A 23,454-nucleotide genomic window follows, 5' to 3' on the forward strand; every position below is an offset into this window, starting at 1 on the left:
TGGCGTCATGACCACGCGCCGCGGCCTCTTCGTCGCCCCCTTCGACGCCCTGGCCGACCCGAGGCTCGTCGGCGACCTCGCCGCCGAGGCGGAGGCGGCCGGCTGGGACGGCTTCTTCGTCTGGGACCACCTGCTGTACGGCGACAGGGTGGCCGCGATCGCCGACCCGTGGACGTGCTGCGCGGCGATCGCGATGCGCACCGAGCGGCTGCTGTTCGGGCCGATGGTGACCCCGCTGCCGCGCCGCCGGCCGCAGGTGCTGGCCCGGCAGGCCGCGAGCCTGGCGGTCCTGTCCGGCGGCCGCTTCGTGCTGGGCCTCGGGCTCGGCGACGACTGGGTGGGGGAGTTCAGCGCGTTCGGCGACGAGGCGGACCCCAAGGTGCGCGGCCGGATGCTCGACGAGGGGCTCGCGGTCCTGACCGGCCTGCTGAGCGGCGAGACCGTCGACCACGAGGGTGAGCACCACGCCGCCCGCGACGTCCGGTTCCTCCCGGCGCCGCGGGTGCCCGTCTGGCTGGCCGGCCGCTACGGCAACAGGGCCCCGCTGCGGCGCGCGGCGTCGTACGACGGCTTCTTCGTCATCGGGCTGGACGGTCCCGCCGACCTCGACACCGTCACCGCTGATCTCGCCGCGCACGAGCCGGGGCCCGGGTACGACGTGGTCGTCGACCTGCAGCCCGACCAGGACCCCGACGTGTGGGTCGACCGCGGGGCGTCGTGGGTGCTCACCCGGATCGGACCGTACGACCTCGACCTCGACGAGGTACGTCGGATCGTCCGGGCGGGCCCGCGGCCGGCCTGACGGCATGTCGGGTGCGGAGCCCTACGGGGACGACTACCGCGTGCGCACCCGACCGCGAGGGAAGCGTCGGGCGATGAACCACGCCAGCAGACCCGCCGCGACCGTGAGCACCCCGCGGAGGGCCCACGGCCACGGACCACGGTCCACGCCGTCGGGATCGACGACCTCGAGGGAGCCAGCGACCGACGACGCGAGCTGGAAGCGACCGACGCCGTAGGACCCGAGGTCGGACATCCGCATGAGCGGGCGCGGGTCGGCGCCGTCGAGCGGCACGACCGACAGCGTCTGGTCGTCGGCCCCGTTCGCGAGCACCGTCAGCACCTCCGCGTCACCCGCCCAGCCGAGCACGCGCCCCGGACCGGACAGGTCGAGCGGCAGCGGGTCGGGCACGGCGGCGCCCCGACCATCGGCGTCGACGAACGACAGCCCGCTCGGGACACCGGGAGCTTCGACGCCGGGCGGCGCACTGGTCGGCTCGACGGTCGTGACGGCGAGCAGCCGGCCGTCGGGGGACCACGCGGCGGGTCCGGCGAGCACGCCGTCGACCTCGAGGCTGCGCCGGTTGCCGTCCTGCAGGTCCACCACCGTGATCCCGCCGGACTGCTCGACGGCGAGCTCCGAGCCGTCGGGGGAGAACGCGGCCGCGGTGGCGGAGCCGTCGAGCTCCAGGACCTCGGCGGAGTCGTCAGGGAGGTCCAGCAGCGCGATCGAGCCGGTGATCCGCCCGCCGGAGTAGGGGTTCGTCGCCTCGTCGGACACCAGGCTCGCGAGCGCCTCGCCGTCGCTCGACCACGCCACCGGCACGACGCTGCGTCCCGCGGGGAGCGCGTGCCTCGAGGTCGCCCCGGTGGTCAGGTCGACGACGACCACGTCGGGTCGCTCGACGTCGTGGTCGCCGACCGCCACCCGGGTGCCGTCCGGGGAGAGCAGCATCGGCGCCGGGTCGCCCTGGGTCTCGGAGCCGGCCCGCTCCTCGGCGACGTCGACGCGTCGGTAGCTGTCGCCACCGGCGCCGAGCACGACCGCCTGCGGGAAGTCCAGGAACTCGACGCCGTAGCCGTGCTGCCAGAGCGCGACGGCCGGTCCTGGTGGGGACGACGACACCGACCCGGTGAGGTGGGAGTAGCCCGCCATCACCTCCGGCACGGCGGGTGTCGCGACCGCTGCAGGGCTGCCACCCAGCCCGGTGAGGACGACGACGATCCCGGCGACGACCGCGCCGACGACGGGGGGCACTGCGGCTGCCGGGTGCACGCCCGGAGTCTAGGGGCGTACGACGTCAGCCGAAGGCGCTGATGCCGGTCTCCGCGCGGCCGATGATGAGCTTCTGGATCTGCGACGTGCCCTCGTAGAGCGTCATCACCCGCGCGTCCCGGAGGTACTTCGCGACGGGGAAGTCGTCGACGTAGCCTGCCCCGCCGTGCACCTGGATCGCGTTGTTGGCCGCGCGCACCGCGGCCTCCGACGCGAACAGCTTCGCCTTGGAGGCCGCGACGCCGAAGGGCTCGCCGCGGTCGATGAGGTCGGCGCACCGCCACGCCAGCAGGCGGGCGGCGTCGGCGTCGAGCGAGATGCCGGCGATCAGGTCCTGCACGAGCTGGAACGACGCGATCGGCTTGCCGAACTGCGTGCGCTCGCGGGCGTACGCCACCGACGCCTCGAGGCAGCCCTGCACGATCCCGACACAACCCGAGGCGACGGCGAGCCGGCCCTTGTCGAGGGTGCCCATCGCGATCTTGAACCCCCGCCCGACCTCGCCGAGGCGTGCCGAGTCGGGGACACATACGCCGGTCAGGAACAGCTCGGCGGTCGCCTGGCCGCGCAGCCCGAGCTTGTGGGTGACCTCGCGGGCCTCGAAGCCGGGGGAGTCGGTCGGCACGAGGAACGCCGTCACGCCGCGCGGGCCGTCATCACTCGTGCGGGCGAAGACCAGGGCCACGTCCGCCCAGGTGCCGTTGGTGATGAAGAGCTTCTGCCCGTCGAGCACCCAGTCCGACCCGTCGCGGACCGCCCGGGAGGTGAGGTTGCCCGCGTCGGAGCCGGTGCCGGGCTCGGTCAGCCCGAAGCAGCCGAGCGCGGTGGCGGAGGCGAGACGGGGCAGCCACTCCTGCTTCTGCTCCTCGGTCCCGTGGTCGAGGATCGACTTGCCGACCAGTCCGCTGCTCACCGACACGATGCCGCGCAGCGCGGAGTCGGCCCGGCCGAGCTCCTCCATGGCGAGGGAGTAGGTGACGTAGTCTCCCCCGACGCCGCCGTACTCCTCGGGGATGGTCAGCCCGAAGAACCCCAGCTCGGCCATCTTCGGCACGATCGCCAGGTCGACCGCCTCGTCGTGGTCCCACCGCATCCGGTGGGGCACGGCCTCGCGCTCGAGGAAGTCGCGGGCGAGGTCGCGGAAGGCCTGCTGCTCCTCGGTCAGCGAGAGGTCCATCAGACCGCGTCCACCATCTCGTGCTCGGTGACGCGGGCGGCGAGCCGCGTGAGGTGGTGCCCGGCGTTGCCGAGCCACTGCTCCAGCACGGTGAGGTGGGCGGTGCCGACCCCGACGGCGTACTCCGCGGTCATCCCGATGCCGCCGTGGAGCTGGATGGCCTCCTCCCCTATGTGGCGCGCCGCCCGGGACACCTGGAGCCCGACGCGGTCGGCGGCGTCGGCAACGACCTCGCGGTCGCCACCGGCGATCGTCATCGTCGCCCATTCGACGGTGCTGTGCGCGAGCTCGAGCGAGACGTACATGTCGGCGGCGCGGAAGGTGAGCGCCTGGAAGGTGTTGAGCGTGACGCCGAACTGCTTGCGGCTCTTGAGGTAGTCGGTCGTGGCGCGGACCTGGCTCTGCATCACCCCGAGCGCCTGGTTGGCGCCCATGATGCGGGTCAGGTCGCTGATGGTGGCGATGCTCGGCGACAGGTCGCGGCCGGGCTCGCCGAGCGGTGTGGCGGCGCTCGCCTCGAACCGGACGCTCGCCGCGCGGGTGAGGTCGGCTGCGACGTAGCCGGTGACCGACGCGGCGGTGGCGTCCACCACGAACACGCCGGTGCCGCCGTCGGGCAGGGCGGCGGTGACGACGAGGTGGTCGGCGCACGCACCGCCCACGACGGGGTCGGCCACGCCGTCGAGCGTCCAGCTGCCGTCGGACACCGAGGCGCGTACGCCGTCCGCGCGCGAGGCCCAGCGACCGCCGGGCGAGGTGTCGGCCGCAGCCAGCACGATCTCGCCGGCGCTGAGCCGGCCCAGCAGGTCGGCCTTCTGCTCGGCGGTCCCGACGGCGGCGACGAGGCCGCCGGCGTGCACGACCGACGCGAGGTAGGGCTCGGGGGCGAGCACGCGGCCCAGCTCCTGGCACACGATCCCGATCTCGACGGGCCCGGCGCCGACGCCGCCGTCGGCCTCGCTGAACGGCAGGCCGAGGACGCCCATCTCGGCCAGCCGGCCCCACAGGGCACGGTCGAACCCCGGGTCGTCGGCCACCGTGCGGCGCCGCGCGTCGTGGTCGGCGTACGCCGTCGCGAGCAGGCCGCGGACCGCCTCGCGCAGGGCTTGCTGCTCGTCGTCGTAGGTGAAGTCCATGTCGAAGTCCCCTCAGAGTCCCAGGATCGTGCGGCTGATGATCTGGCGCTGGATCTCGTTGGACCCGCCGTAGATCGAGGCCTTGCGCAGGTTCAGGTAGGTCGGCCCGGACCGCCGCGCCCAGCCCTCCTGCGGCGAGTCGTCCCCGGCACGGGCGGCGAGCGAGGCCGGCCCGGCGAGGTCGAGCGCGAGCTCGCTCACGGCCTGCTGGAGCTCGGTGCCGCGCAGCTTGAGGACCGACGAGGCCGGGTGCGGAGCCCCGTCCGAGGAGTGCGCCACGACGCGCAGGGCGGTGAGCTCGAGGGCGAGCAGCTCGTTCTCGAGCTCGGCGACCCGGGCCCGGACCAGGGGGTCGTCCAGCAGGGGACCGGCGTTGGCCTTCAGGGCGGCCAGCGCCCGCTTGGTCGCGCCGACGGGTGCCACGCCGACCCGCTCGTTGCCGAGCAGGAACTTGGCGATGGTCCAACCGCCGTTGAGCTCGCCGACCAGCAGGTCACCCGGCACGCGCACGTCGGTGAACCACACCTCGTTGACCTCGTGGCCACCGTCGATCAGCTCGATCGGCCGGACCTCGACGCCCGGGGTCGTCATGTCGATGAGGAGCATCGAGATGCCGGCCTGCTTCTTCACCTCGGGGTCGGTGCGGACGAGCGTGAAGATCCAGTCGCCGTGCTGGCCGAGCGTGGTCCACGTCTTCTGGCCGTTGACCACCCAGTCGTCCCCGTCGCGCACCGCAGTCGTGCGCAGGGAGGCGAGGTCGGAGCCGGCATCGGGCTCGGAGAAGCCCTGCGACCACCAGATGTCGAGGTTGGCCGTGGCGGGCAGGAAGCGTTCCTTCTGCTCCTGCGTGCCGAAGTGGGCGATGACGGGCCCGATCATGGAGGCGTTGAAGGCCAACGGGATGGGCACGCCGGCGCGCTGCATCTCCTCGTGCCACAGGTGCCGCTGGAGGTCGGTCCAGTCCTGGCCGCCCCACTCGACGGGCCAGTGCGGCACGGCGAGGCCCTCGGCGTTGAGGGTCCGCTGGGCCTCGACGATCTGGTCGCGGGTGAGGTGGCGCCCCTCGAGGACCGTGTCGCGGATCTCCGGCGACACCTTGGTCGTGAAGAAGTCGCGCATCCTTCCCCGGAACTCCGCGTCCGCGGGGCTGAGCTCGAGCTGCATGTGACTCCTCGGGTCGGGATCCGGGCGGGCACGGCAGAGGGCCGGCCGCACCATCATGGCGCGGCCGGCCCAACCCGGTGGCGGGACTCAGCCCTGTGTCGCGTCGGAGTCCAGCACGAGGTCCGCGCTCTGCTCCTTGCCGCCGCTCGTCCAGGTGAGGCTCACCGAGTCACCGGGGCGGTAGGAGCGGATGGTCGCGACGAGGGAGTCGGCGCCGGTGATCCGGTGGTCGTCGACCTTGGTGATCACGCTGCCCGAGCCCAGGCCCGCCTCGTCGGCCGCCGAGCCGGAGGTCACCTCGCGCACGACGGCGCCTGCGGCGTCGCCCGTCTGCGCGTCGCCGACCTGGATGCCGAGCCGCGCGTGCGTCGGGGTCTCGCCCGAGGCCATCTGGTCCACGATCGGCATCACCTCGTCGATGGGGATCGCGAAGCCGAGGCCGATCGAGCCCGACGCGGACTGGCCGCCGTCGGGGGACTGCGACGCCGCGGTGCGGATCGAGGAGTTGATGCCGATCACCGCGCCGGTCAGGTCGACCAGCGGACCGCCGGAGTTGCCGGGGTTGATGGCGGCGTCGGTCTGGATCGCGGGGTACGTCGTGGAGTTGCCCTGGTCGTCGGAGCCGACGTTGACCGGACGGTCGAGGGCACTGACGATGCCGCTGGTGACGGTCGCGTCGAGCCCGAACGGCGACCCGATGGCGACGACGCCCTCGCCGACGCCGAGGTTGGCGGACTTGCCGATCGTGGCCGGGGTGAGGTCGGAGACCCCCTCGGCCTTGATGACGGCGGTGTCGGTGAGCGGGTCGGTGCCGAGGACCTCGGCCTTGGCGCTCGTGCCGTCGTCGAAGGACACGGTGAGGCTGCCGGCCTCGGCGCCCTCCACCACGTGGTTGTTGGTCAGGATCGTGCCGTCGGCGGTGAGGATGATGCCGGAGCCCGACGCGCCCCCCTGGGCCGTGGTCACGTCGATCTTGACGACGCTGGGCAGCACCTTCTGGGCCACCGACTCCACGGACCCGTCGGCCGCGGGAGCCTGCGACTGCGACGACACCTGCGACGTCGACAGCGGGCTCGCCTGGGACAAGCCGCCCGAGCCGTCCTGGGTCGCGTCCCACCAGGCGGCACCACCGATACCGGCCCCTCCGCCGACCAGCAGGGAGGTGGCGACGACAGCGGCGGCCAGACCCGTCCGGCCCCGGCCCTTGCGCTCGCGGGGCGGCGCGTGGGTGGGCTGCTGGAGCGGGAGCCCGGGGTAGGTGGGTTGCACGGGCTGGGTGGGGTGCGAGTCCGCCCCGGTCCACCCGGAGGAGGCACGCTGGTACGGGTTGTCGTCGGCGGGCCGCGGGTGCTGGGGGTTCTGGGGGCCGCCGTGCTGGGGGGTCTGTCCGTCGCTCATGTCTTCGACAGTGCGCCGTGACCCTGTGGATGCCCTGAGAACGTCCTGTAAAGGTGCAGAGACCTGAGGTCAGCGCGGCAGGTCAGGCAGCGCCGACCACTCGGCCCACGTGAGGTCACGACCGACGTAGCGCGGGCGCTCGAGCGGCCAGTCCGCGGCGATCCAGCGCGGGACGAGCTCGTCGAGCGCCGCCTCGAGCTCGGTGCCCACGCACTCGTCCACCACCCACCACGAGATCTCCGCGTCGGCGCCCGGCTTCTCCGGCGGGTCGATGTAGACGCAGCCGAGCAGCGCCGTCTCGTCGGTGTCGAGGAGCGCGTAGTTGAACGACTCGTGCGTCTCCATCTCCGCCGCGTGGCGGGCCAGGTCGGCACGGTCGGCCTCGTGCGTCATGTCGGCGGGTGGCCACCCCCACGCCTCGCCGTAGATGCTCCACAGCCGATCGCGCGAGCCCATGACGGCGACCATGTCGAGGTCGGTGTCCTCGGCGCGGATCGGTCGCAGGTGGTGTCCGTACGGGACCTCGACCCGGGTCGGGTGGCGGAAGTCGGCGGGTAGCCATGACTCGGCCGGTGTGGCGGGCGTGCTGGTGGGAGGTGTCGACATGGGGTGTCCTCTCATGTGGTCGTCGGGTGGTCATCGTGCCGGTGCCTGGTCGGCGGCGAGCCGGCGGAGCGCCGCGATGCCGCGGCTGGTGTTGGACTTCACTGTGCCGGTCGAGCAGCCGAGGACGGCGGCGGTCTCGGCGACGTCGAGCTGCTCGTAGTAGCGCAGGGCGACGGCGGCGCGCTGCTGGGGCGGGAGTGCCAGGACCAGGTCCCAGAGCCGTCCCGACGGGTCGGCGGGCGGACGAGGACCGACGTCCCGGACGGTCTCCGGGAGGTCGTCGGAGGCGACCTCGCTGCGTCGCCACGGCTGGCGCTGCCAGCTGACGTACTGGCGGGTGATGGTGCGCCGGACGTAGGCGTCGGCGGCGGCCCGCTCGCGCAGGCCCTCCCAGCGGGGGAGGACCCGGACCAGGGAGTCCTGGAGCAGGTCCTCCGCGCTGTGCGGGTCGCCGGCGACGGCGCGCGCCCAGCGGAGCAGCGCGGGTCGTCGCGAGGCGACGTACGACGCGAAGTCGGTCGCGTTCCCCACCTCGTCGTGCACGACGGGCGCCATGTCAGGCGCGGCGCGCCGAGCGCAGGAGCGCGACGGAGACGATGACGAGCCAGATCGGTCCGGTCATGCCCGCCATGTACTGCACGGGGCTGACGAGGAACAGCGTGGTGATGCCGCCGAGCACGAGGCTGGTCCAGCCGAGCCAGCGGGCGAAGGCGCCCTGCCTGAACGCTGCGCTGGCCATGGCGAGGGCGGTGAGCCCGATGCCGCCCCAGAGCCACGGGATGGTGCCGATCCAGTGGCCGAAGAAGACGACCGTCTCGGGGACGAGGACGTTGTCCGGGTCGGCGAGCCCGAAGGCGAACTCGGTGGTGAGGCCGGCCCCCAGCAGCTGGGCGACGCAGACCATCACCAGCCCGATCGCCGCCACTCCCGGCACGATGCTGTCGGCGTGCGTACGTCGCTGGAGGTGGCGGTGCAGGCCTGCCGCGAAGACGACAAGCAGGGCGCAGGAGACCATCGTCGCGGTGTGGAAGGTCAGGATCTGCGGCACGAGCTCCGCGGTGGCCTCGGTGATCGCCTCGGCGTCGCCACTGGTGGCCGGGTCGTAGACGGCGTCGACCATGCCGCTGGCGACGACGGAGGCGATCCCGGCGAGGCCGGCGCCGAGGCCCGCGAGCACCCACCCGCGGCCGGGTGGCCGGGTCGGTGCGCCGGTGCTGGCGTCGCGGTGCGGACCGGACGCGGTGGACGGGTCGAGCGTGGTGCTCATCTGCGGCTCCTCAGGGTGTGGGCACGGGTGCGTGCCGTGCCTCCACCCTCGGCGCCGTACGACGTCGTCGGCCACGGACAGCCGCAGGTGTACGAGCGGTGTACGGGGTCCGGCCGGGTCAGCCCGCGGCCGCGCCGGGGTCGTGCAGCATCGCGGCGGCCTGGGCGCCGGTGAACCCGCGCCCGGTGTCGAGGGCGTCGTCGTAGCGGTCGGCGCCGAGGTACGACCGGGCGTAGTGGGCGGCGGCGGTGATGGCGGCGGGGTCAGGCCGGTAGTAGCCGTAGCCCTGCGCTCCTTGGACCTCGCGGATCGCCTGGGCGGCCCCGAGCAGCAGCGGCACCCGCGCGTGCTGGTCGGAGGCCGCGGCGAGGACCGCTCCCGCGTCGAGCAGGTAGGCGAGGTTGGCCTGGTCGCCGGTCTCGAGCGACAGCCGGGTGCTCTCCTCGAGGTGGCGGCGGGCGGCGTCGTGGTCGCCGCGCCCGAGCTCGACCTGGAAGAGGTTGTAGAGAGCGATGTAGGACGACAACCGGTCCTCTCGGCTCCGCGCCGAGGCCAGGCCGGCCTCGATCAGCCGCACCGCCTCGTCGGCGTCTCCCTCGAGGAGGGCCACGGTGCCCAGCCAGACGTGCGCCAGTCCCCAGGTCCACTGGACCTCGGGGCCGCCGACCCGGGCATGGTGCCTGGCCGCCTCGAAACGGTCGCGGGCCAGGGCGAGGTCGCCTCGACGAGTGCCACCAGGCCCTCTCCCGCAACGGCGTTGGAGAGGATCGCCGGGTCGTCGCCGGCGTGCTCGTGGGAGCGTGCCCACCATCCGGCGGCCGCGGGGACGTCGTCCATGGCGAAGGCCATCGTGGCGGCAGCGAGTGCGGCGCGGGCATGCACGTCGTCGGGCAGGTCCGCGGCGTGGTGGAGGGCGCTCTCCGCGAACCGCCGGCCATGGTCGTGGTCACCGCGCAGCCACCAGTAGAGCCACAGCTCCCACGCCATCCGGGCCGGGGTCTCGATGTCACCGGCCGCCAGCGAGCGCTCGGCGGCCGCGGTGAGGTTGGCGTGCTCGAGATCGATGCGGTGGAGCGCCGCGACCTGGCCGCCGTCGCGATAGCTCGAGTGGTTGGTCTCGGCAACCGTGAGGTAGTGAGCCGCATGGGCCCGCGCGGCGTCGTCCCACTCGTCCGCCTCGCGCAGCAGGTCGCGGGCGTACTGGGCGACCGGCTCCAGCATCCGCAGCCGGCCCGACCCCTCGGCGAGGACCAGGGAGTGCTCGACCAGCTCCTCGAGGCTGGTGACGACCTCGGCGTCGGCGATCCCGACCCGGGCGGCGATCGCCTCGAGGTCGGCAAGGGTGGTGCCACCGACGAAGACACCCATGAGCCGCAGCAGCCTGCGTGCCGGTGCGTCGAGCAGTCCCTGGCTCCAGTCCAGGGTGGCGCGCATGGTGCGCTGGCGGGGCGGGAGGTCGCGCGGACCGGCCTGCAGCGCCGTGTCGAGCCGCTGGAGGAGCGACGCAGGATCGAGCAACCGAGCCCGGGCGGCAGCGAGCTCGAGGGCGAGGGGCAGCCCGGCGAGACGCTCGCAGGTGGCGCGGACGGCCGCGGCGTCGGCCGGGTCGGCGCCCCAGCCGGGGTTGACCCGCTGCGCGCGATCGAGCAGCAGCCGTGCCGCCGGGGAGGGCGTCCCGTCCGGTTGGTCGTCCACCTCGAGCGGCTCCACGGCGTACTCCGTCTCGCCGCGCACGCGCAGCGGCGCGCGGCTGGTGGCCAGGACGGACAGGTCGGGCACGGCCTCGACGATCGCGGCGACGTCCGGCGCGGCGTCGAGGAGGTGCTCGACGTTGTCCAGCACGAGGAGCAGGTGCTGGCCGCGCAGCCGGTCGACGATGTCGTCGGTGACGGACCGCGCGGGGTCGCGGGTGGCGGCCACGGCGTCGGCGACCGCCGGGAGCAGCTGGCCCGGCTCGAGGAGCGGCGCGAGCTCGACCAGGCGTACGCCGTCGGCGTAGCGGTCGCGGACCGACGCCGCTGCGGCCAGGGACAGGCGGGTCTTGCCCACGCCGCCGGGGCCGCTGAGGGTGACGAGGCGGCTCGTGCGCAGGAGGTCGGCGACGCGGCCGACGTCGTCGTCGCGACCGATGAGCGGCGTGGCCGGGACCGGCAGGTCGCGCCTGCCGGAGGTGCCGTCCGCCGCCGAGGTCGGCGCGGCGTGGCGCGGTGACCGTGGCGGGACCGCGGCCAGCAGCGCGGTGCGCTGGTCCTCGCCCAGGTCGAGCGCGGTCGCCAGCGAGCGCAGCGTGTGCGGGTAGGGCCGGGTCCGGGTGCCGCGCTCCAGCGCGCTGATCGCGTGCGGGCTCAGCCCCGCGCGTTCGGCCAGCTCCTCCTGCGAGAGACCGGCGCCCTCCCGCAGCCCGCGCAGCACCGAGCCGAGGGTGCCGTCCCCACGTGTCCCCACGTCACCTCCGTGACCGCCCGTCGTCCCACGCCCCCGAGTGCTCGGGAGTGTAGTGACATCCGCGGCTCCGGATGAAGCATCGAGAGTGGTGCGGGTCGGGACGCACGAACGCCCTGAACGCCGCGAGGGCCATGCGGCGAAGCCGCATGGCCCTCGGTGGTGTGAGCGCCGCAGCACGGCGCAGCCGGGCAAGGTGACACCCGTTGGCGCTGAGGCTCAGCTCCAGCGCTCGGATGCCGCGGTGAAGGTGAGCTCGCGGTCGCCGGTGTAGATCTGCTTGGGACGGGCGATCTTCTGGTCCTTGTCCTGCACCAGCTCCGACCACTGCGCCAGCCAGCCCGGGGTGCGGCCGATGGCGAACAGCACGGTGAACATCTCCGGCGGGAACTGGAAGGCCTCGTAGATCAGGCCCGAGTAGAAGTCCACGTTGGGGTAGAGCTTGCGCTTGACGAAGTACTCGTCCTCCAGCGCGATCTTCTCCAGCTCCAGCGCGATGTCGAGCAGCGGGTTGGTGCCGGTGACCTCGAAGACGTCCTCGGCGGACTTCTTGATGATCTTGGCGCGCGGGTCGTAGTTCTTGTAGACCCGGTGGCCGAAGCCCATCAGGCGCTCGTTGCCGTCCTTCACGCCGTCGATGAAGGCGGGGATGTTCTCCTTGCTGCCGATGCGCTTGAGCATCCGCAGCACGGCCTCGTTGGCGCCGCCGTGCAGCGGGCCGTAGAGCGCGCCGACGCCGGCCGAGACGGCCGAGTAGGGGTCGACCTGCGAGGAGCCGACCGAGCGGACCGCGTTGGTCGAGCAGTTCTGCTCGTGGTCGGCGTGGAGGATGAAGAGCACGTCGAGGGCCTTGACCAGGCGCTCGTCGGCCTCGAACTTCGACTCGCTCATCTTGAACAGCATGGAGAGGAAGTTGGCGGTGTAGCCGAGGTCGTTGTCGGGGTAGACGTAGGGCTTGCCCTGCGCGTGCCGGAACGACCAGGCGCCGAGGGTCGGCATCTTCGCGATCATGCGGACGATCTGCATGTGGCGGTTGTCCGCGTCGCTGATGTTGCGGGCGTCGGGGTAGAACGTCGACAGCGCGCCGACCGAGGCCATCAGCATGCCCATCGGGTGGGCGTCGTAGCGGAAGCCCTGCATGAAGGTCTTCACGTTCTCGTGCACGAACGTGTGGTAGGTGATCTCGTGCACCCAGGCGTCGTACTGCTCCTTGGTGGGCAGCTCGCCGTGGATCAGGAGATAGGCCACTTCGAGGAAGTTGGACTTCTCCGCGAGCTGCTCGATCGGGTACCCGCGGTACTCGAGGATGCCCTTGTCTCCGTCGATGAAGGTGACGGCCGAGCGGCACGACGCGGTGTTGACGAACCCGGGGTCGTAGGTCGCGAGACCGGGCTGCTCCTCATCGAGGCGGATCTGCCCGAGATCCTTGGCTGCGATCGTGTTGTCGGTGATCGCGATGTCGTACTTCTGACCAGTCCGGTTGTCGGTGACAGTCAGGGAATCCTTGGCCGCAACGTCGGTCACGTCGGCTCCTGTTCATACGTATTTGTACGTCTGTGGGGTCCCCTCAACCTAGTCCGCCGTCTGCGAGGACCGCGAATCAGGTGTCCAGCAGTGGGACGGGCGCCGGAGCTCCCGGAGGTCAGCGTCCCGCGACGCGGTGCGCGACGCGGGCGATGCGGCTGGTGCGTCGCAGACCGTCGTCCTCGCGGCGGTCCGCGGCGCGGTAGAGGCCGTACAGCGCGTGCACGCCGGCCCACCGGAACGGCTCCGGCTCCCACCTCCGGACCCGGTGACCGGTCCACGGAAGGCGGGTCAGGTCGGTGTCGTGGCCGAGCACCAGGTCGCGCAATGTGCGGCCGGCCAGGTTGGTCGCGGTGAGCCCCGAGCCGACGTAGCCGCCGGCGTGCCCGAGGCCGGTTGCGGGGTCGTACGAGACGCTGGCGCTCCAGTCGCGCGGCACGCCCAGCACGCCGCACCAGGCGTGGTCGAGCCCGATGCCGGCCAGCGACGGGAACAGGCTCGTCAGCGTCGAGCGCAGCGACGCGACGGTCCGGTCCTGGGTGCGGCCGTCGACGTCGGTGCGCGAGCCGAACCGGTAGGGGATGCCCCGCCCGCCCATCGCGATGCGGCCGTCGGCGGTGCGCTGGGCGTAGCAGTAGGCGTGCGCCTCGTCGCCGAGCAGCTCCTCGCCGGCCCACCCGATCTCGCCCCACTGCGCGTCGGTGAGCGGAGCGGTCACGACGATCGCGGAGTTCATCGGCAGCCAGTCGCGGCGGTGCCCGACGAGCCCGGCGGTGAAGCCCTCCAGGCAGCGCAGCACCACGGACGCCCGCAACGTGCCGCGGTCCGTCACCACCGCGCCGGGGGAGACCGACGTGACCCGGGTGCCCTCGTGGATGCGTACGCCGCGCTCCCGCACGACGCGGGCGACGCCCGACACCAGCCGGGCCGGCTGCACGCGGGCGCAGTCGGGGTCGAAGTGCCCGGACACGGCTCCGGCCACCCGGACCCGGTCGGCCACCTGCCCGGCGGTGAGCTCCCCGTCGAGCCGCTGCCGCTGGGCCTCCGAGCGGGCGACGGTGAGGACGCCGCTGCGCACGATGTCGGCCTCGATGCCCTCCCGGGCGGCCACCCCGACGACCTCGTCGACCGTGGCGCGCAGCGCGTCCCTGAGGCGCCGGACGCCGTCCTCGCCCGCCACGGCGGCGTACGTCCGCGCGCTCCCGGCGAGCTCGCTCGACAGCCAGCCGCCGTTGCGCCCGGACGCGCCGAAGCCGGCGAACTCCGCCTCGACGACCCGGACGTCGAGGGTCGGGTCGGCCTCCGCGAGGTAGTACGCCGTCCAGAGGCCGGTGAGCCCCCCGCCCACGATCGCGACGTCGCAGGACGTGTCACCCTGGAGCCGGTCGGTGGGGGAGGGCAGCCCGACCTGCTGCCACCAGAAGGACACGCCGCCGTTCCGCACGCCGCCATTGTGCTCGCGCGTCCCCGCTCCGGCAGCCCCTCGCCGTTTTGACCCCCCTCGCGCGTGAGCCGTAGTCTTGCTGGTCGCGACTCCTGCCGCGCCTGCTCCCTTCGGGGACGGGTGCAGATCCGGACGTCATCCCTCCGCTGAGCCAGTTCTCGGGGTGGGAGCGATCCGGGCCGTGTTCGTCAGAAGCCGCAGCAGCACCAGTCGGCCCTCGTCCGAGGGCCGGGACCAACGAACCAGAACGGGATACCGCCGTGCGCACGTACAGCCCCAAGCCCGCTGACATCCAGCGTGAGTGGCACGTCATCGACGCCACCGACGTGGTCCTGGGCCGCCTCGCCGTCCAGACCGCCAACCTCCTCCGCGGCAAGCACAAGCCGACCTTCGCCCCCCACATGGACATGGGCGACTTCGTGATCATCGTGAACGCGTCGAAGGTGTCGCTCTCCGGGACGAAGAAGACCACCAAGATGGCCTACCGCCACTCCGGCTTCCCGGGCGGCCTCTCGGCCACCCCCTTCGGTGAGCTCCTCGAGAAGGACGCCCGCAAGGCCATCGAGGGCGCCGTGTGGGGCATGCTCCCGAAGAACAAGCTCGGTCGACAGGTGCTGAAGAAGCTCAAGGTCTACTCCGGCCCCGACCACCCGCACCTGGCCCAGCAGGCCACTCCCTTCGAGATCTCGCAGATCTCCCAGTGACTGAGGACGCACAGATGACTGAGAACACCACCCTGGACTCGGGCGAGGTCGAGGAGACCTTCGAGACCGGCGCCGACGGCGTGAGCTACACGTCCGAGAGCGACGCCTCCGCCGACACCCCGGCCCGTCCGGCCACCATCGCCCCCGGCGCGGCCACCGGCCGTCGCAAGGAGGCCGTCGCCCGTGTGCGCATCGTGCCCGGCACCGGCGAGTGGACCATCAACGGCCGCTCGATGGACAGCTACTTCCCGAACAAGCTGCACCAGCAGATCGCCAACGAGCCGTTCGTCGAGCTGCAGCTCGAGGGTCGCTTCGACGTGATCGCCCGCATCCACGGCGGCGGCATCGCCGGCCAGGCCGGCGCCCTGCGCCTCGGCGTGGCGCGCTCCCTCAACGGGATCGACACCGACGCCAACCGCCCGGCGCTCAAGAAGGCCGGTCTGCTGACCCGCGACGCCCGCGTCGTGGAGCGCAAGAAGGCCGGGCTCAAGAAGGCCCGCAAGGCCTCGCAGTTCAGCAAGCGCTGATCCAGCCTGCACCTCGAGGCCCGCACCGTCGTCCGACGGTGCGGGCCTCGTCGCACGTCCAGCCTCGTTTCTGCACCGGACGCGGGCGACCCGTAGGCTCCCGGGCCATGACGCGACTCTTCGGCACCGACGGCGTCCGGGGCCTGGCCAACGCCGACCTGACGGCGGAGCTCGCCCTCGACCTCTCGGTCTGCGCCGCCCACGTCCTGGCCGATCGCGGCGAGTTCGCCGGGCACCGACCCCTCGCCGTCGTGGGCCGCGACACCCGCATCTCGGGCCAGTTCCTCGAGGCCGCGGTCGTCGCGGGCCTCGCGTCGGCCGGTGTCGACGTGCTCCTGCTCGGCGTGCTGCCGACGCCCGGTGTGGCCTACATGACCGACAGGCTGGGCGCCGACCTCGGCGTGATGCTGTCGGCGTCCCACAACCCCATGCCCGACAACGGCATCAAGTTCCTCGCCCGCGGCGGGCACAAGCTCGACGACGCGATCGAGATCGCGATCGAGCGGCGGATGGGCGAGCCGTGGGAGCGGCCCACCGGTGGCAGTGTCGGCCGGGTGCGCACCTACGAGACCGCGGTCGAGGAGTACGCCGCCCACCTCGAGAGCACGATCAGCCACCCGCTGGTGGGGCTCAAGGTCGTCCTCGACTGCGCCGAGGGCGCCGCGCACGCCGCCGGTCCGCGTGCGCTCGAGGACGCCGGCGCGACCGTGATCGCGATCCACGCCGACCCCGACGGCCTCAACATCAACGACGACTGCGGGTCCACGCACCTCGGTGACCTGCAGAAGGCCGTCGTCGAGCACGGCGCCCACGCCGGCTTCGCCCTCGACGGCGACGCGGACCGCTGCCTGGCCGTCGACGCCGACGGCAACGTCGTCGACGGCGACCAGCTCCTCGCGATCCTGTCGCTCTCGCTGCTCGAGCAGGGCCGGTTGGCGAAGGACACCGTCGTCGCCACCGTGATGAGCAACCTCGGCTTCGTGCAGGCCATGCGCGCCGGTGGTGTCGGCGTGCGCCAGACCAAGGTCGGCGACCGCTACGTCCTCGAGGCGATGAAGGTCTCCGGCTACAACCTCGGCGGCGAGCAGTCCGGCCACGTCATCCTCAGCGACCACGCCACCACCGGCGACGGCATCCTGACCACGCTCCACGTCATGGAGCGGATGGCCACCACCGGCCGGTCGCTGGCCGACCTCGCCTCGGTGATGTCCCGGCTACCGCAGGTCCTGCTCAACGTCTCGGGCGTCGACAAGTCGCGCGCCGACGAGGACGCCGTGCTGGCCGCGGCCGTCGCGGAGGAGGAGGCCGTGCTCGGGGAGCGCGGTCGCATCCTGCTGCGCCCGTCCGGCACCGAGCCGATCGTGCGCGTGATGGTCGAGGCGCCCACCGAGGACGAGGCCGAGGGCGTCGCGTCGCGGCTCGCCGACGTCGTACGCCGCCAGCTCTCACTTCCGTGACCACCGATCCACGGCCGGGCCCCGAGGAGCACGAGCCGGAGCAACGCGGGTGGCTGTCGCTCGGCGACGTGGCCTTCGGGATCGGGATCGGGCTGGCGCTCGCCGTCGTGCTGGCTGTCCTGACGCCCGGCACGCGCGCCCACCTGTTGGGCGGCACCGACCAGCGGGAGACGACGGTCGTCTCCGTGCACGAGGGTCCGCGACCCGGGGATGACGACCGGACCCTGACCTCCTACGAGCTGCGCTGGCCCGAGGGCGACGACGTGCGGACCGCGACGTTCCGTCGATCGGGCCCGAAGGAGCGCGAGGTCGGTGACACGTGGACGCTGTGGGTCTCGCCGGACGGCTCGTCGGTGGAGGCGAGCTCGCCGCTCTCCACCTGGCTCTGGCTCGGGATCGGCATGCCCGCCTTCGTCCTCGTGATCGGCGCCCTCGTGCGCTGGCGGGGGCGCGTGATGGCGAGAGCGTCCATCCGCGAGGCCGACCGGATCGAAGCAGCCCGCCGACGGCGGACCTCGCGCTCCTAGGCCTCCCGGAGGTCGGCGAGCACCCCGGCGGCGCGCCGCACCGCCGTCGCCTGCTCGGGCGCTGTGGACGCGAACACCCGTCCCGCCTCGTGCAGCGAGGCGATCTCCTCGTCGAGGAGCGCGAGCTCGTCGGCGTCGCTGAGCACCCGGCGCTCCGCCTCGGCGGCGCCCGCCCCGACCGGCGCCTGCTCGATCGCGCCGGCGCGGGCAGCGGTCGGCACCGCCTCGGCGTTCTCGAGCGCGGACAGCGCCGTCCGCAGGGTCGACACGGTCTCGGCGTCCCTGGCCTTGCGGGCCTCGAGCAGCGCGGCGCGCAGCCGGGTGCGGAGCGGTGAGCCGGTGGTCATGCCCCGACCCTTCCGCAGCAGCGACGTCCTACGCACCCTGTTATCGACGTGCAGGTCGACCTGCCGGGCCACTACCGTCACGGCGTGGGCGTCGACATCGAGCAGTTCAACCCGCACAACCAGGCGGCCCTGCGCGCGTGGTGGGAGGTCGGGCACGCCGCCACCGCCGACCGGCCCGGCAAGCCGTGGCCGCTGTGGGAGCAGAGCCGGGTCGCGCTGCCCACCCCGAACCCCGAGCGCGGCGTCACCCTGGTGGCCGCGATCGACGGCCGCGAGATGGTCGGCGCGGGGCTGGTCGCCCGCACGCTGAAGGAGAACCTGCACACCGCCATGGGCTTCGCCTACGTCCGGCCCGACCGCACCCGCGAGGGCATCGGCCGCCGGCTGGTGGAGGAGCTCGAGGTGATCGCCGCGGGCCACGGTCGTACGACGATCCAGAGCGAGGCCTACCTCCCGCCGGGCGGGTCCGGCACGGGGCCCGAGCTCTTCGCGCGGGCCATGGGCTACGAGGTTGCCAGCCGGGAGTCGATCAAGGAGCTGACCCTCGCCGACTTCGTGGCTCGCCGCGACGCGCTGGCCGCGTCGGCCCCGGTCCCGGCGGGCTACCGCCTCATCAACTTCGACACCGTGTGCCCGGAGGAGCACCTGGCGTCGTTCGGGCGCCTGGTGGGCATGCTGATGTCGGAGGTGCCGCTCGGCGAGCTCGACCTCCAGGCGTCCGAGTGGACCCCCGAGCGCATCCGCGAGGCCGAGCAGCGGCAGGTGTCCGTGGGGCGGCACCTGCTGACGGCGATGGCCATCGCGCCGGACGGCTCCGTGGCAGGCGTGTCCGACCTGCGCGTCGACGACAGCGACCCGGCCCACGGCCAGGTCGGCATCACGATCGTCGACCCCGCGCACCGGGGCAGGCGCCTCGGGCTGGTGCTCAAGACGGCGACCCACGACCTCGCAGTTGCGAGCTGGCCCGGGCTGCTCTCGGTCGACACCTCCAACGCCGAGGTCAACACCCGGATGAACGCCGTCAACGAGGCGCTGGGCTACCGCACCATCGAGACGCTGCTGGAGCTGCAGAAGAAGCTGTGACCAGCGGGCGTCGTCAGTCGAACGGCGACACTCGCCGCCTGACGTCATGGCGGGTGGCTGTCCTGACGACCGCCGGCCATGACGTCCAACGACAGCGTCATGGAAGGTGGCTGCTCGGAGGACCGTGCGCCATGACGTCCTGGCGGTACCTCGGCGACCGAGTGGGCCGCAGTCGATCCACAGGGCGCTCACCAAGGGTCCTGTCCACAGGCGCGAGGGCCGCGGCCTCGTCCAGGCTGTCCGGTGCATCGACCCTGAACGGCATGCAGCCAATCGCGAGAAGGCACGGTCCACGGGAGCGGCGACACATCCGCGCGGAGCTGTCGGGGCTTGCCGACACGCAGGGCGGCGTCGTCTCCCGAGCCCAGGCCTACGCAGCCGGGCTCACCCGCGGTGAGCTGCGGGCACAGATCAGCGCGCAGCGTTGGCAGCGAGTGTGGACACGGTCCGTCTGCCTGCACACGGGCCCCGTCTCACCCGTGGGCCGCCGCTGGGCGGCCGTCTTCGAAGGCGGCGACCGCGCGATGCTCGACGGAGAGGCAAGCCTGGTCGCCTCCGGTCTGTCGAACTACGACGTGTCGGTCCTCCGGGTGTCCGTGCCGCGGGGTGTGAAGCCGCTGACGGGGACCGGGCTCGACATCCGCCGGACGCGACGCTGGTGCGCGGTCGACTGCGTAACGACCGGAGTACCCCGTACGCGAGTGCCCGTCGCAGCATTGAGGGCCGCGATGTGGGCGAGGAGCGACAAGCAGGCGGCGCTCCTGCTGACGATGCCGGTGCAGCAAGGGCTCACGACCCCGGAGCTCGTCGGACGGGCACTGCTCGCCATCCACCGCGACCGGCGCCGCGAGCTGATGCACGCGGTCGTCACCGACCTGCTCGGTGGGGTGCGGTCGCTGGGTGAGCTCGACTTCGCCCGGGAGTGTCGCCGCCGAGGGATTCCCGAGCCCGACCGCCAGCAGGTTCGCCGGGGCCGCGACGGGCGCTACTACCTCGACGTGTGCTGGGACGACTTCGGCCTGGTGGTCGAGATCGATGGCATCCACCATTCGTGGGCCACGTCAGTCGTCCCGGACGCGCTTCGCCAGAACGAGGTCAGCCTCAGCAGGTCGACCGTCCTGCGACTCCCGCTCCTCGGTCTCCGGGTCGCCGCCGACGACTTCTTCGACCAGGTCGAGCGCGGCCTGGCGGCCGGAGGGTGGTGCCGGGCGGCCTGACGTCGGCGTACGTCATGGCCGGTGGCCACGCGGGCGACCGCTCTCCATGACGTACCCCTCGTACGTCATGGAAGCTGGCTGTCCGGACGACCAGCGGCCATGACGTCAGGTCGTGCGTCAGAGCTTGCGCAGCCGCACGTAGCGGACGGAGTGGTCGGCGTCCTTGCGGAGGACGAGGTTGGCGCGGGAGCGGGTGGGGGAGACGTTCTGGACCAGGTTGGGCTCGTTGATCGAGTCCCAGATGCGGGTGGCCTGGTCGACGGCCTCGTCGTGGGAGAGCGCGGCGTACTTGCGGAAGTAGGACGCCGGATCGCGGAAGGCGGTCTCGCGCAGGCGGAGGAAGCGGTCGACGTACCAGCGCTTGATGTCGGTCAGCGCGGCATCGACGTAGACGGAGAAGTCGAAGAAGTCGCTCACGGCCAGTCCGGTGCGGCCGTCGTCGCGCCCCCGCGCGGGCTGCAGGACGTTGAGGCCCTCGATGATGACGATGTCGGGTCGCTTCACCACGACCTTCTCGTCGGGGAGGACGTCGTAGACGAGGTGGGAGTAGATCGGCGCCTCGACCTCGTCGCGGCCGGACTTGATGTCGATGACGAACTTCAGCAGTGCCCGGCGGTCGTAGGACTCCGGGAAGCCCTTGCGGTGCAGGATCCCTCGGCGCTCGAGCTCGGCGTTGGGCAGCAGGAAGCCGTCGGTGGTCACCAGCGCGACGTTGGGGTGCTCGGGCCAGTGGGCGAGCATCTGCTGCAGGACGCGGGCGGTCGTCGACTTGCCGACCGCCACGGATCCCGCGAGCCCGATCACGAATGGCGTACGCGGCGGGGTGACGCGGTGCAGGAACTCCTCCTGCTCGCGGTGGAGCCGGGAGTTGGCCGCGACGTAGAGGCTCAGCAGGCGCGACAGCGGGAGGTAGACCTGCTCGATCTCGCGAAGGTCGAGCTGGTCGCCGAGTCCGCGCAGCCGGGCGACCTCCTCGCGCGTCAGCGTCGTCTCGGCCGTTCCGGCCAGCTGCGCCCACGCCGCGCGCTCGAGCTCCACGTAGGGGGAGGTCTCATTGCTGGAGGTCGTGCCGTTGGAGGGCGGTGCGACCTCGGACATGGGTGCGATTGTGGCACCGCACGGGGGCGCAGCCGTGCAGCGGCCTATAGATAGACTCCCCGGCCATGTGCGGAATCGTCGGGTACGTAGGTGCCAAGCCGGCTGAAGGCGTCGTGATCGAGGGCCTCAGGCGCCTGGAGTACCGGGGCTACGACTCCGCGGGGATCGCCCTCGTCGACGGCGGCACGATCGTCTCCGACAAGCGCGCCGGCAAGCTGGCCAACCTCGAGAAGGCCATCGCCGACGCTCCGCTTCCGCAGGTGACCACCGGCATCGGCCACACCCGCTGGGCGACCCACGGCCCGCCGACCGACCGCAACGCCCACCCGCACCTCGGGCGTGAGCGCCGCGTCGCGCTCGTGCACAACGGGATCATCGAGAACTTCGCCGAGCTGCGCCAGCGCCTCGAGTCCGAGGGCGTCGAGATGGCCTCCGACACCGACACCGAGGTGGCGGCCCACCTGCTGGAGGAGCAGCTCGAGACGGGTGTCGACCTGACGGTCGCCATGCAGAACGTCTGCCGCGGCCTCGCGGGCGCCTTCACGCTCGTCGCCGTCGACGCCCAGGACCCCGACCGCGTCGTCGCGGCCCGTCGGAACAGCCCGCTCGTGGTCGGCATCGGGGAGGGCGAGAACTTCCTCGGCTCCGACGTCGCTGCCTTCATCGAGCACACCCGCGAGGCGATGGAGCTCGACCAGGACCAGGTCGTCACCATCACCCGCGAGGGCGTCAGCGTGTCCGGCTTCGACGGCACGCCCGCCGAGGGCCGCCGCTACCACGTCGACTGGGACCTCTCGGCCGCCGAGAAGGACGGCCACGACTGGTTCATGCGCAAGGAGATCTTCGAGCAGCCGCGCGCGGTCGCCGACTCGCTGCTCGGGCGCCGCGGCACCGACGGCCTGCTGCAGCTCGACGAGATGCGCCTGTCCGACCAGGACCTGCGCGACGTCGACAAGATCATCATCATCGCGGCCGGTACGTCGTTCTACGCCGGCATGGTGGCCAAGTACGCAGTCGAGCACTGGTGCCGGATCCCGGTCGAGGTCGAGCTGGCCAGTGAGTTCCGCTACCGCGACCCGATCCTCACCTCCTCCACGCTCGTGGTCGCGATCAGCCAGTCCGGTGAGACCGCCGACACGCTCCAGGCGATCCGCCACGCACGCGAGCAGCGCTCGAAGGTGCTCGCCATCTGCAACACCAACGGCTCGACCATCCCGCGCGAGTCCGACGGCGTCATCTACACCCACGCCGGCCCGGAGATCGGCGTCGCGTCGACCAAGGGCTTCCTCACCCAGCTCGTCGCCTGCTACCTCCTCGCCCTCTACCTCGCGCAGGTCAAGGGCACCCGCTACGGCGACGAGATCTCGCAGGTCATGGACCAGCTCGACCAGATGCCGGCCCACATCCAGACCGTGCTCGACAAGTCCGAGCAGGTCTACGGCCTGGCCCGCGACCACGTCGAGAGCCGCTCGGTGCTCTTCCTGGGCCGCCACGCCGGCTACCCGGTGGCCCTCGAGGGCGCGCTCAAGCTCAAGGAGATCGCCTACCTCCACGCCGAGGGCTTCGCAGCCGGCGAGCTCAAGCACGGCCCGATCGCCCTGGTCGAGGAGGGCCTGCCGATCCTGTGCGTGGTGCCGCCCCGCGGCCGCGACCAGCTGCACGACAAGATGATCAGCGGCATCCAGGAGGTGCGAGCGCGCGGCGCCCGCACCCTCTGCCTGGCCGAGGAGGGCGACACCACCATCACGCCCTACGCCGACGTGCTGATCACGCTGCCGCAGGTACCGGTGCTGCTGCAGCCGCTCGTCGCCGTGGTGCCTTTGCAGCTGTTCGCGTGCGAGCTGGCCACCCAGCTCGGCCACGACGTCGACCAGCCCCGCAACCTCGCCAAGTCCGTCACGGTCGAGTAAGGGCCAGGAGCAGCGCGTGCCGGTCATCGGCGTCGGTATCGACGTGGTCGACATCGACCGCTTCGTGCAGTCCCTCGAGCGCACGCCGTCGCTGCGGTCGCGGCTGTTCACCGACGCCGAGGCGTCGCGGCCGCCCGCGTCGCTGGCCGCGCGGTTCGCCGCCAAGGAGGCGATCGCCAAGGCGCTCGGTGCGCCCGTCGGGATGGCGTGGCACGACGCCGAGATCGTCTCGGAGGAGACCGGGCGGCCGCGCTTCGAGATCCGCGGCACCGTCGCCGCCCGCGCCGAGGCGATGGGCGTCGCCCACGTCCACGTCTCGCTGTCCCACGACGCCGGCATCGCGTCGGCCGTCGTGGTGCTGGAGAGCTGA

The 23,454-nt window shown here is 72.6% G+C and carries 23 protein-coding genes; 9 read left to right on the forward strand and 14 right to left on the reverse strand.

Translation table 11 applies throughout. From position 1 onward, the window contains the following. Positions 1 to 7 precede the first annotated feature (7 nt). Positions 8 to 802 (forward strand): LLM class flavin-dependent oxidoreductase, encoded by a 795-nt coding sequence (locus tag ACXJKB_RS11050; RefSeq protein ID WP_457188241.1) that lies wholly within the window; start codon positions 8 to 10, stop codon positions 800 to 802. A 33-nt stretch (positions 803 to 835) separates the two neighbouring features. On the opposite strand, the gene ACXJKB_RS11055 is transcribed toward ACXJKB_RS11050, so the two are convergent. From ACXJKB_RS11055 to ACXJKB_RS11110, 12 genes are all read right to left on the reverse strand, one after another. Beyond that, positions 836 to 2,056: a WD40 repeat domain-containing protein gene (locus ACXJKB_RS11055; RefSeq protein ID WP_457188243.1), complete on the reverse strand. Its 1,221-nt coding sequence runs from the start codon at positions 2,054 to 2,056 to the stop codon at positions 836 to 838. 25 nt (positions 2,057 to 2,081) lie between these two features. Continuing rightward, positions 2,082 to 3,233, reverse strand: a complete 1,152-nt coding sequence (locus tag ACXJKB_RS11060; RefSeq protein WP_457188245.1) for an acyl-CoA dehydrogenase family protein — start codon at positions 3,231 to 3,233, stop codon at positions 2,082 to 2,084. Then, a complete protein-coding gene (locus tag ACXJKB_RS11065; protein WP_457188247.1) occupies positions 3,233 to 4,369 on the reverse strand; it encodes an acyl-CoA dehydrogenase family protein in 1,137 nt (378 codons plus the stop codon). The genes ACXJKB_RS11060 and ACXJKB_RS11065 overlap by 1 nt, the downstream gene beginning before the upstream one ends. 12 nt (positions 4,370 to 4,381) lie before the next feature. Beyond that, positions 4,382 to 5,533, reverse strand: coding sequence for an acyl-CoA dehydrogenase family protein (locus tag ACXJKB_RS11070; protein WP_457188249.1), 1,152 nt, complete (start codon positions 5,531 to 5,533; stop codon positions 4,382 to 4,384). Between the two features lie 87 nt (positions 5,534 to 5,620). Further along, complete coding sequence (locus ACXJKB_RS11075; protein WP_457188251.1) at positions 5,621 to 6,931, reverse strand: S1C family serine protease; 1,311 nt, start codon at positions 6,929 to 6,931, stop codon at positions 5,621 to 5,623. A gap of 69 nt (positions 6,932 to 7,000) precedes the next feature. Then, on the reverse strand, positions 7,001 to 7,537 hold the full coding sequence (locus ACXJKB_RS11080) for a GNAT family N-acetyltransferase (protein ID WP_457188253.1): 537 nt from the start codon (positions 7,535 to 7,537) through the stop codon (positions 7,001 to 7,003). A gap of 30 nt (positions 7,538 to 7,567) precedes the next feature. Beyond that, positions 7,568 to 8,080, reverse strand: coding sequence for a SigE family RNA polymerase sigma factor (locus ACXJKB_RS11085; protein WP_457188255.1), 513 nt, complete (start codon positions 8,078 to 8,080; stop codon positions 7,568 to 7,570). Positions 8,081 to 8,093: 13 nt separating this feature from the next. Beyond that, entirely contained in the window at positions 8,094 to 8,804 is a 711-nt protein-coding gene (locus ACXJKB_RS11090; protein WP_457188257.1) for a hypothetical protein, read from the reverse strand. Positions 8,805 to 8,922: 118 nt separating this feature from the next. Further along, on the reverse strand, positions 8,923 to 9,414 hold the full coding sequence (locus ACXJKB_RS11095; RefSeq protein WP_457188259.1) for a hypothetical protein: 492 nt from the start codon (positions 9,412 to 9,414) through the stop codon (positions 8,923 to 8,925). Next, on the reverse strand, positions 9,372 to 11,249 hold the full coding sequence (locus tag ACXJKB_RS11100; protein ID WP_457188261.1) for an ATP-binding protein: 1,878 nt from the start codon (positions 11,247 to 11,249) through the stop codon (positions 9,372 to 9,374). The genes ACXJKB_RS11095 and ACXJKB_RS11100 overlap by 43 nt, the downstream gene beginning before the upstream one ends. A gap of 216 nt (positions 11,250 to 11,465) precedes the next feature. Beyond that, complete coding sequence (locus ACXJKB_RS11105) at positions 11,466 to 12,770, reverse strand: citrate synthase (protein ID WP_457188263.1); 1,305 nt, start codon at positions 12,768 to 12,770, stop codon at positions 11,466 to 11,468. A 118-nt stretch (positions 12,771 to 12,888) separates the two neighbouring features. Then, the gene (locus ACXJKB_RS11110) at positions 12,889 to 14,214 is read right to left on the reverse strand and encodes an NAD(P)/FAD-dependent oxidoreductase (RefSeq protein WP_457188265.1); all 1,326 of its coding nucleotides are present in this window, start codon (positions 14,212 to 14,214) and stop codon (positions 12,889 to 12,891) included. 260 nt (positions 14,215 to 14,474) lie between these two features. On the opposite strand from ACXJKB_RS11110, the gene rplM reads away from it, so the two are divergent. The 4 genes from rplM (at position 14,475) to ACXJKB_RS11130 (ending at position 17,429) form a co-directional block, all read left to right on the forward strand. Further along, positions 14,475 to 14,918, forward strand: coding sequence for a 50S ribosomal protein L13 (rplM, locus tag ACXJKB_RS11115; RefSeq protein ID WP_191194680.1), 444 nt, complete (start codon positions 14,475 to 14,477; stop codon positions 14,916 to 14,918). Positions 14,919 to 14,932: 14 nt separating this feature from the next. After that, positions 14,933 to 15,445, forward strand: coding sequence for a 30S ribosomal protein S9 (rpsI, locus tag ACXJKB_RS11120; RefSeq protein WP_191194681.1), 513 nt, complete (start codon positions 14,933 to 14,935; stop codon positions 15,443 to 15,445). A 107-nt stretch (positions 15,446 to 15,552) separates the two neighbouring features. Continuing rightward, positions 15,553 to 16,902, forward strand: coding sequence for a phosphoglucosamine mutase (gene glmM, locus ACXJKB_RS11125; RefSeq protein ID WP_457188267.1), 1,350 nt, complete (start codon positions 15,553 to 15,555; stop codon positions 16,900 to 16,902). Further along, complete coding sequence (locus tag ACXJKB_RS11130) at positions 16,899 to 17,429, forward strand: hypothetical protein (RefSeq protein WP_457188269.1); 531 nt, start codon at positions 16,899 to 16,901, stop codon at positions 17,427 to 17,429. Before glmM ends, ACXJKB_RS11130 begins: the two co-directional genes overlap by 4 nt. On the opposite strand, the gene ACXJKB_RS11135 is transcribed toward ACXJKB_RS11130, so the two are convergent. Then, positions 17,426 to 17,776: a hypothetical protein gene (locus tag ACXJKB_RS11135; protein WP_457188271.1), complete on the reverse strand. Its 351-nt coding sequence runs from the start codon at positions 17,774 to 17,776 to the stop codon at positions 17,426 to 17,428. The two genes, ACXJKB_RS11130 and ACXJKB_RS11135, sit on opposite strands and share 4 nt — an antisense overlap. An 84-nt stretch (positions 17,777 to 17,860) precedes the next feature. On the opposite strand from ACXJKB_RS11135, the gene ACXJKB_RS11140 reads away from it, so the two are divergent. Together ACXJKB_RS11140 and ACXJKB_RS11145 are read left to right on the forward strand one after the other, a co-directional pair. Next, positions 17,861 to 18,859, forward strand: coding sequence for a GNAT family N-acetyltransferase (locus tag ACXJKB_RS11140; RefSeq protein ID WP_457188273.1), 999 nt, complete (start codon positions 17,861 to 17,863; stop codon positions 18,857 to 18,859). 728 nt (positions 18,860 to 19,587) lie between these two features. Beyond that, on the forward strand, positions 19,588 to 20,076 hold the full coding sequence (locus ACXJKB_RS11145) for a hypothetical protein (protein WP_457188275.1): 489 nt from the start codon (positions 19,588 to 19,590) through the stop codon (positions 20,074 to 20,076). Between the two features lie 117 nt (positions 20,077 to 20,193). On the opposite strand, the gene coaA is transcribed toward ACXJKB_RS11145, so the two are convergent. After that, entirely contained in the window at positions 20,194 to 21,174 is a 981-nt protein-coding gene (gene coaA / locus ACXJKB_RS11150; RefSeq protein ID WP_457188288.1) for a type I pantothenate kinase, read from the reverse strand. A 65-nt stretch (positions 21,175 to 21,239) separates the two neighbouring features. Here coaA and glmS point away from each other — a divergent pair, with 65 nt between their 5' ends. Together glmS and ACXJKB_RS11160 are read left to right on the forward strand one after the other, a co-directional pair. Then, positions 21,240 to 23,084 (forward strand): glutamine--fructose-6-phosphate transaminase (isomerizing), encoded by a 1,845-nt coding sequence (gene glmS, locus ACXJKB_RS11155; RefSeq protein ID WP_457188290.1) that lies wholly within the window; start codon positions 21,240 to 21,242, stop codon positions 23,082 to 23,084. A gap of 16 nt (positions 23,085 to 23,100) precedes the next feature. Then, entirely contained in the window at positions 23,101 to 23,454 is a 354-nt protein-coding gene (locus tag ACXJKB_RS11160; protein ID WP_457188292.1) for a holo-ACP synthase, read from the forward strand.

It is taken from the genome of Nocardioides sp. P5_E3 (assembly GCF_054049275.1).

Excerpts from the sequence above, each read along its gene's own strand:
- ACXJKB_RS11050 (WP_457188241.1), top strand. The coding sequence starts at position 8 with ATGACCACGCGCCGCGGCCTCTTCGTCGCCCCCTTCGACGCCCTGGCC.
- ACXJKB_RS11060 (WP_457188245.1), bottom strand. The coding sequence starts at position 3,233 with ATGGACCTCTCGCTGACCGAGGAGCAGCAGGCCTTCCGCGACCTCGCC.
- ACXJKB_RS11065 (WP_457188247.1), bottom strand. The coding sequence starts at position 4,369 with ATGGACTTCACCTACGACGACGAGCAGCAAGCCCTGCGCGAGGCGGTC.
- ACXJKB_RS11070 (WP_457188249.1), bottom strand. The coding sequence starts at position 5,533 with ATGCAGCTCGAGCTCAGCCCCGCGGACGCGGAGTTCCGGGGAAGGATG.
- ACXJKB_RS11075 (WP_457188251.1), bottom strand. The coding sequence starts at position 6,931 with ATGAGCGACGGACAGACCCCCCAGCACGGCGGCCCCCAGAACCCCCAG.
- ACXJKB_RS11080 (WP_457188253.1), bottom strand. The coding sequence starts at position 7,537 with ATGTCGACACCTCCCACCAGCACGCCCGCCACACCGGCCGAGTCATGG.
- ACXJKB_RS11090 (WP_457188257.1), bottom strand. The coding sequence starts at position 8,804 with ATGAGCACCACGCTCGACCCGTCCACCGCGTCCGGTCCGCACCGCGAC.
- rpsI (WP_191194681.1), top strand. The coding sequence starts at position 14,933 with ATGACTGAGAACACCACCCTGGACTCGGGCGAGGTCGAGGAGACCTTC.
- glmM (WP_457188267.1), top strand. The coding sequence starts at position 15,553 with ATGACGCGACTCTTCGGCACCGACGGCGTCCGGGGCCTGGCCAACGCC.
- ACXJKB_RS11135 (WP_457188271.1), bottom strand. The coding sequence starts at position 17,776 with ATGACCACCGGCTCACCGCTCCGCACCCGGCTGCGCGCCGCGCTGCTC.
- ACXJKB_RS11145 (WP_457188275.1), top strand. The coding sequence starts at position 19,588 with ATGTGGGCGAGGAGCGACAAGCAGGCGGCGCTCCTGCTGACGATGCCG.
- coaA (WP_457188288.1), bottom strand. The coding sequence starts at position 21,174 with ATGTCCGAGGTCGCACCGCCCTCCAACGGCACGACCTCCAGCAATGAG.
- glmS (WP_457188290.1), top strand. The coding sequence starts at position 21,240 with ATGTGCGGAATCGTCGGGTACGTAGGTGCCAAGCCGGCTGAAGGCGTC.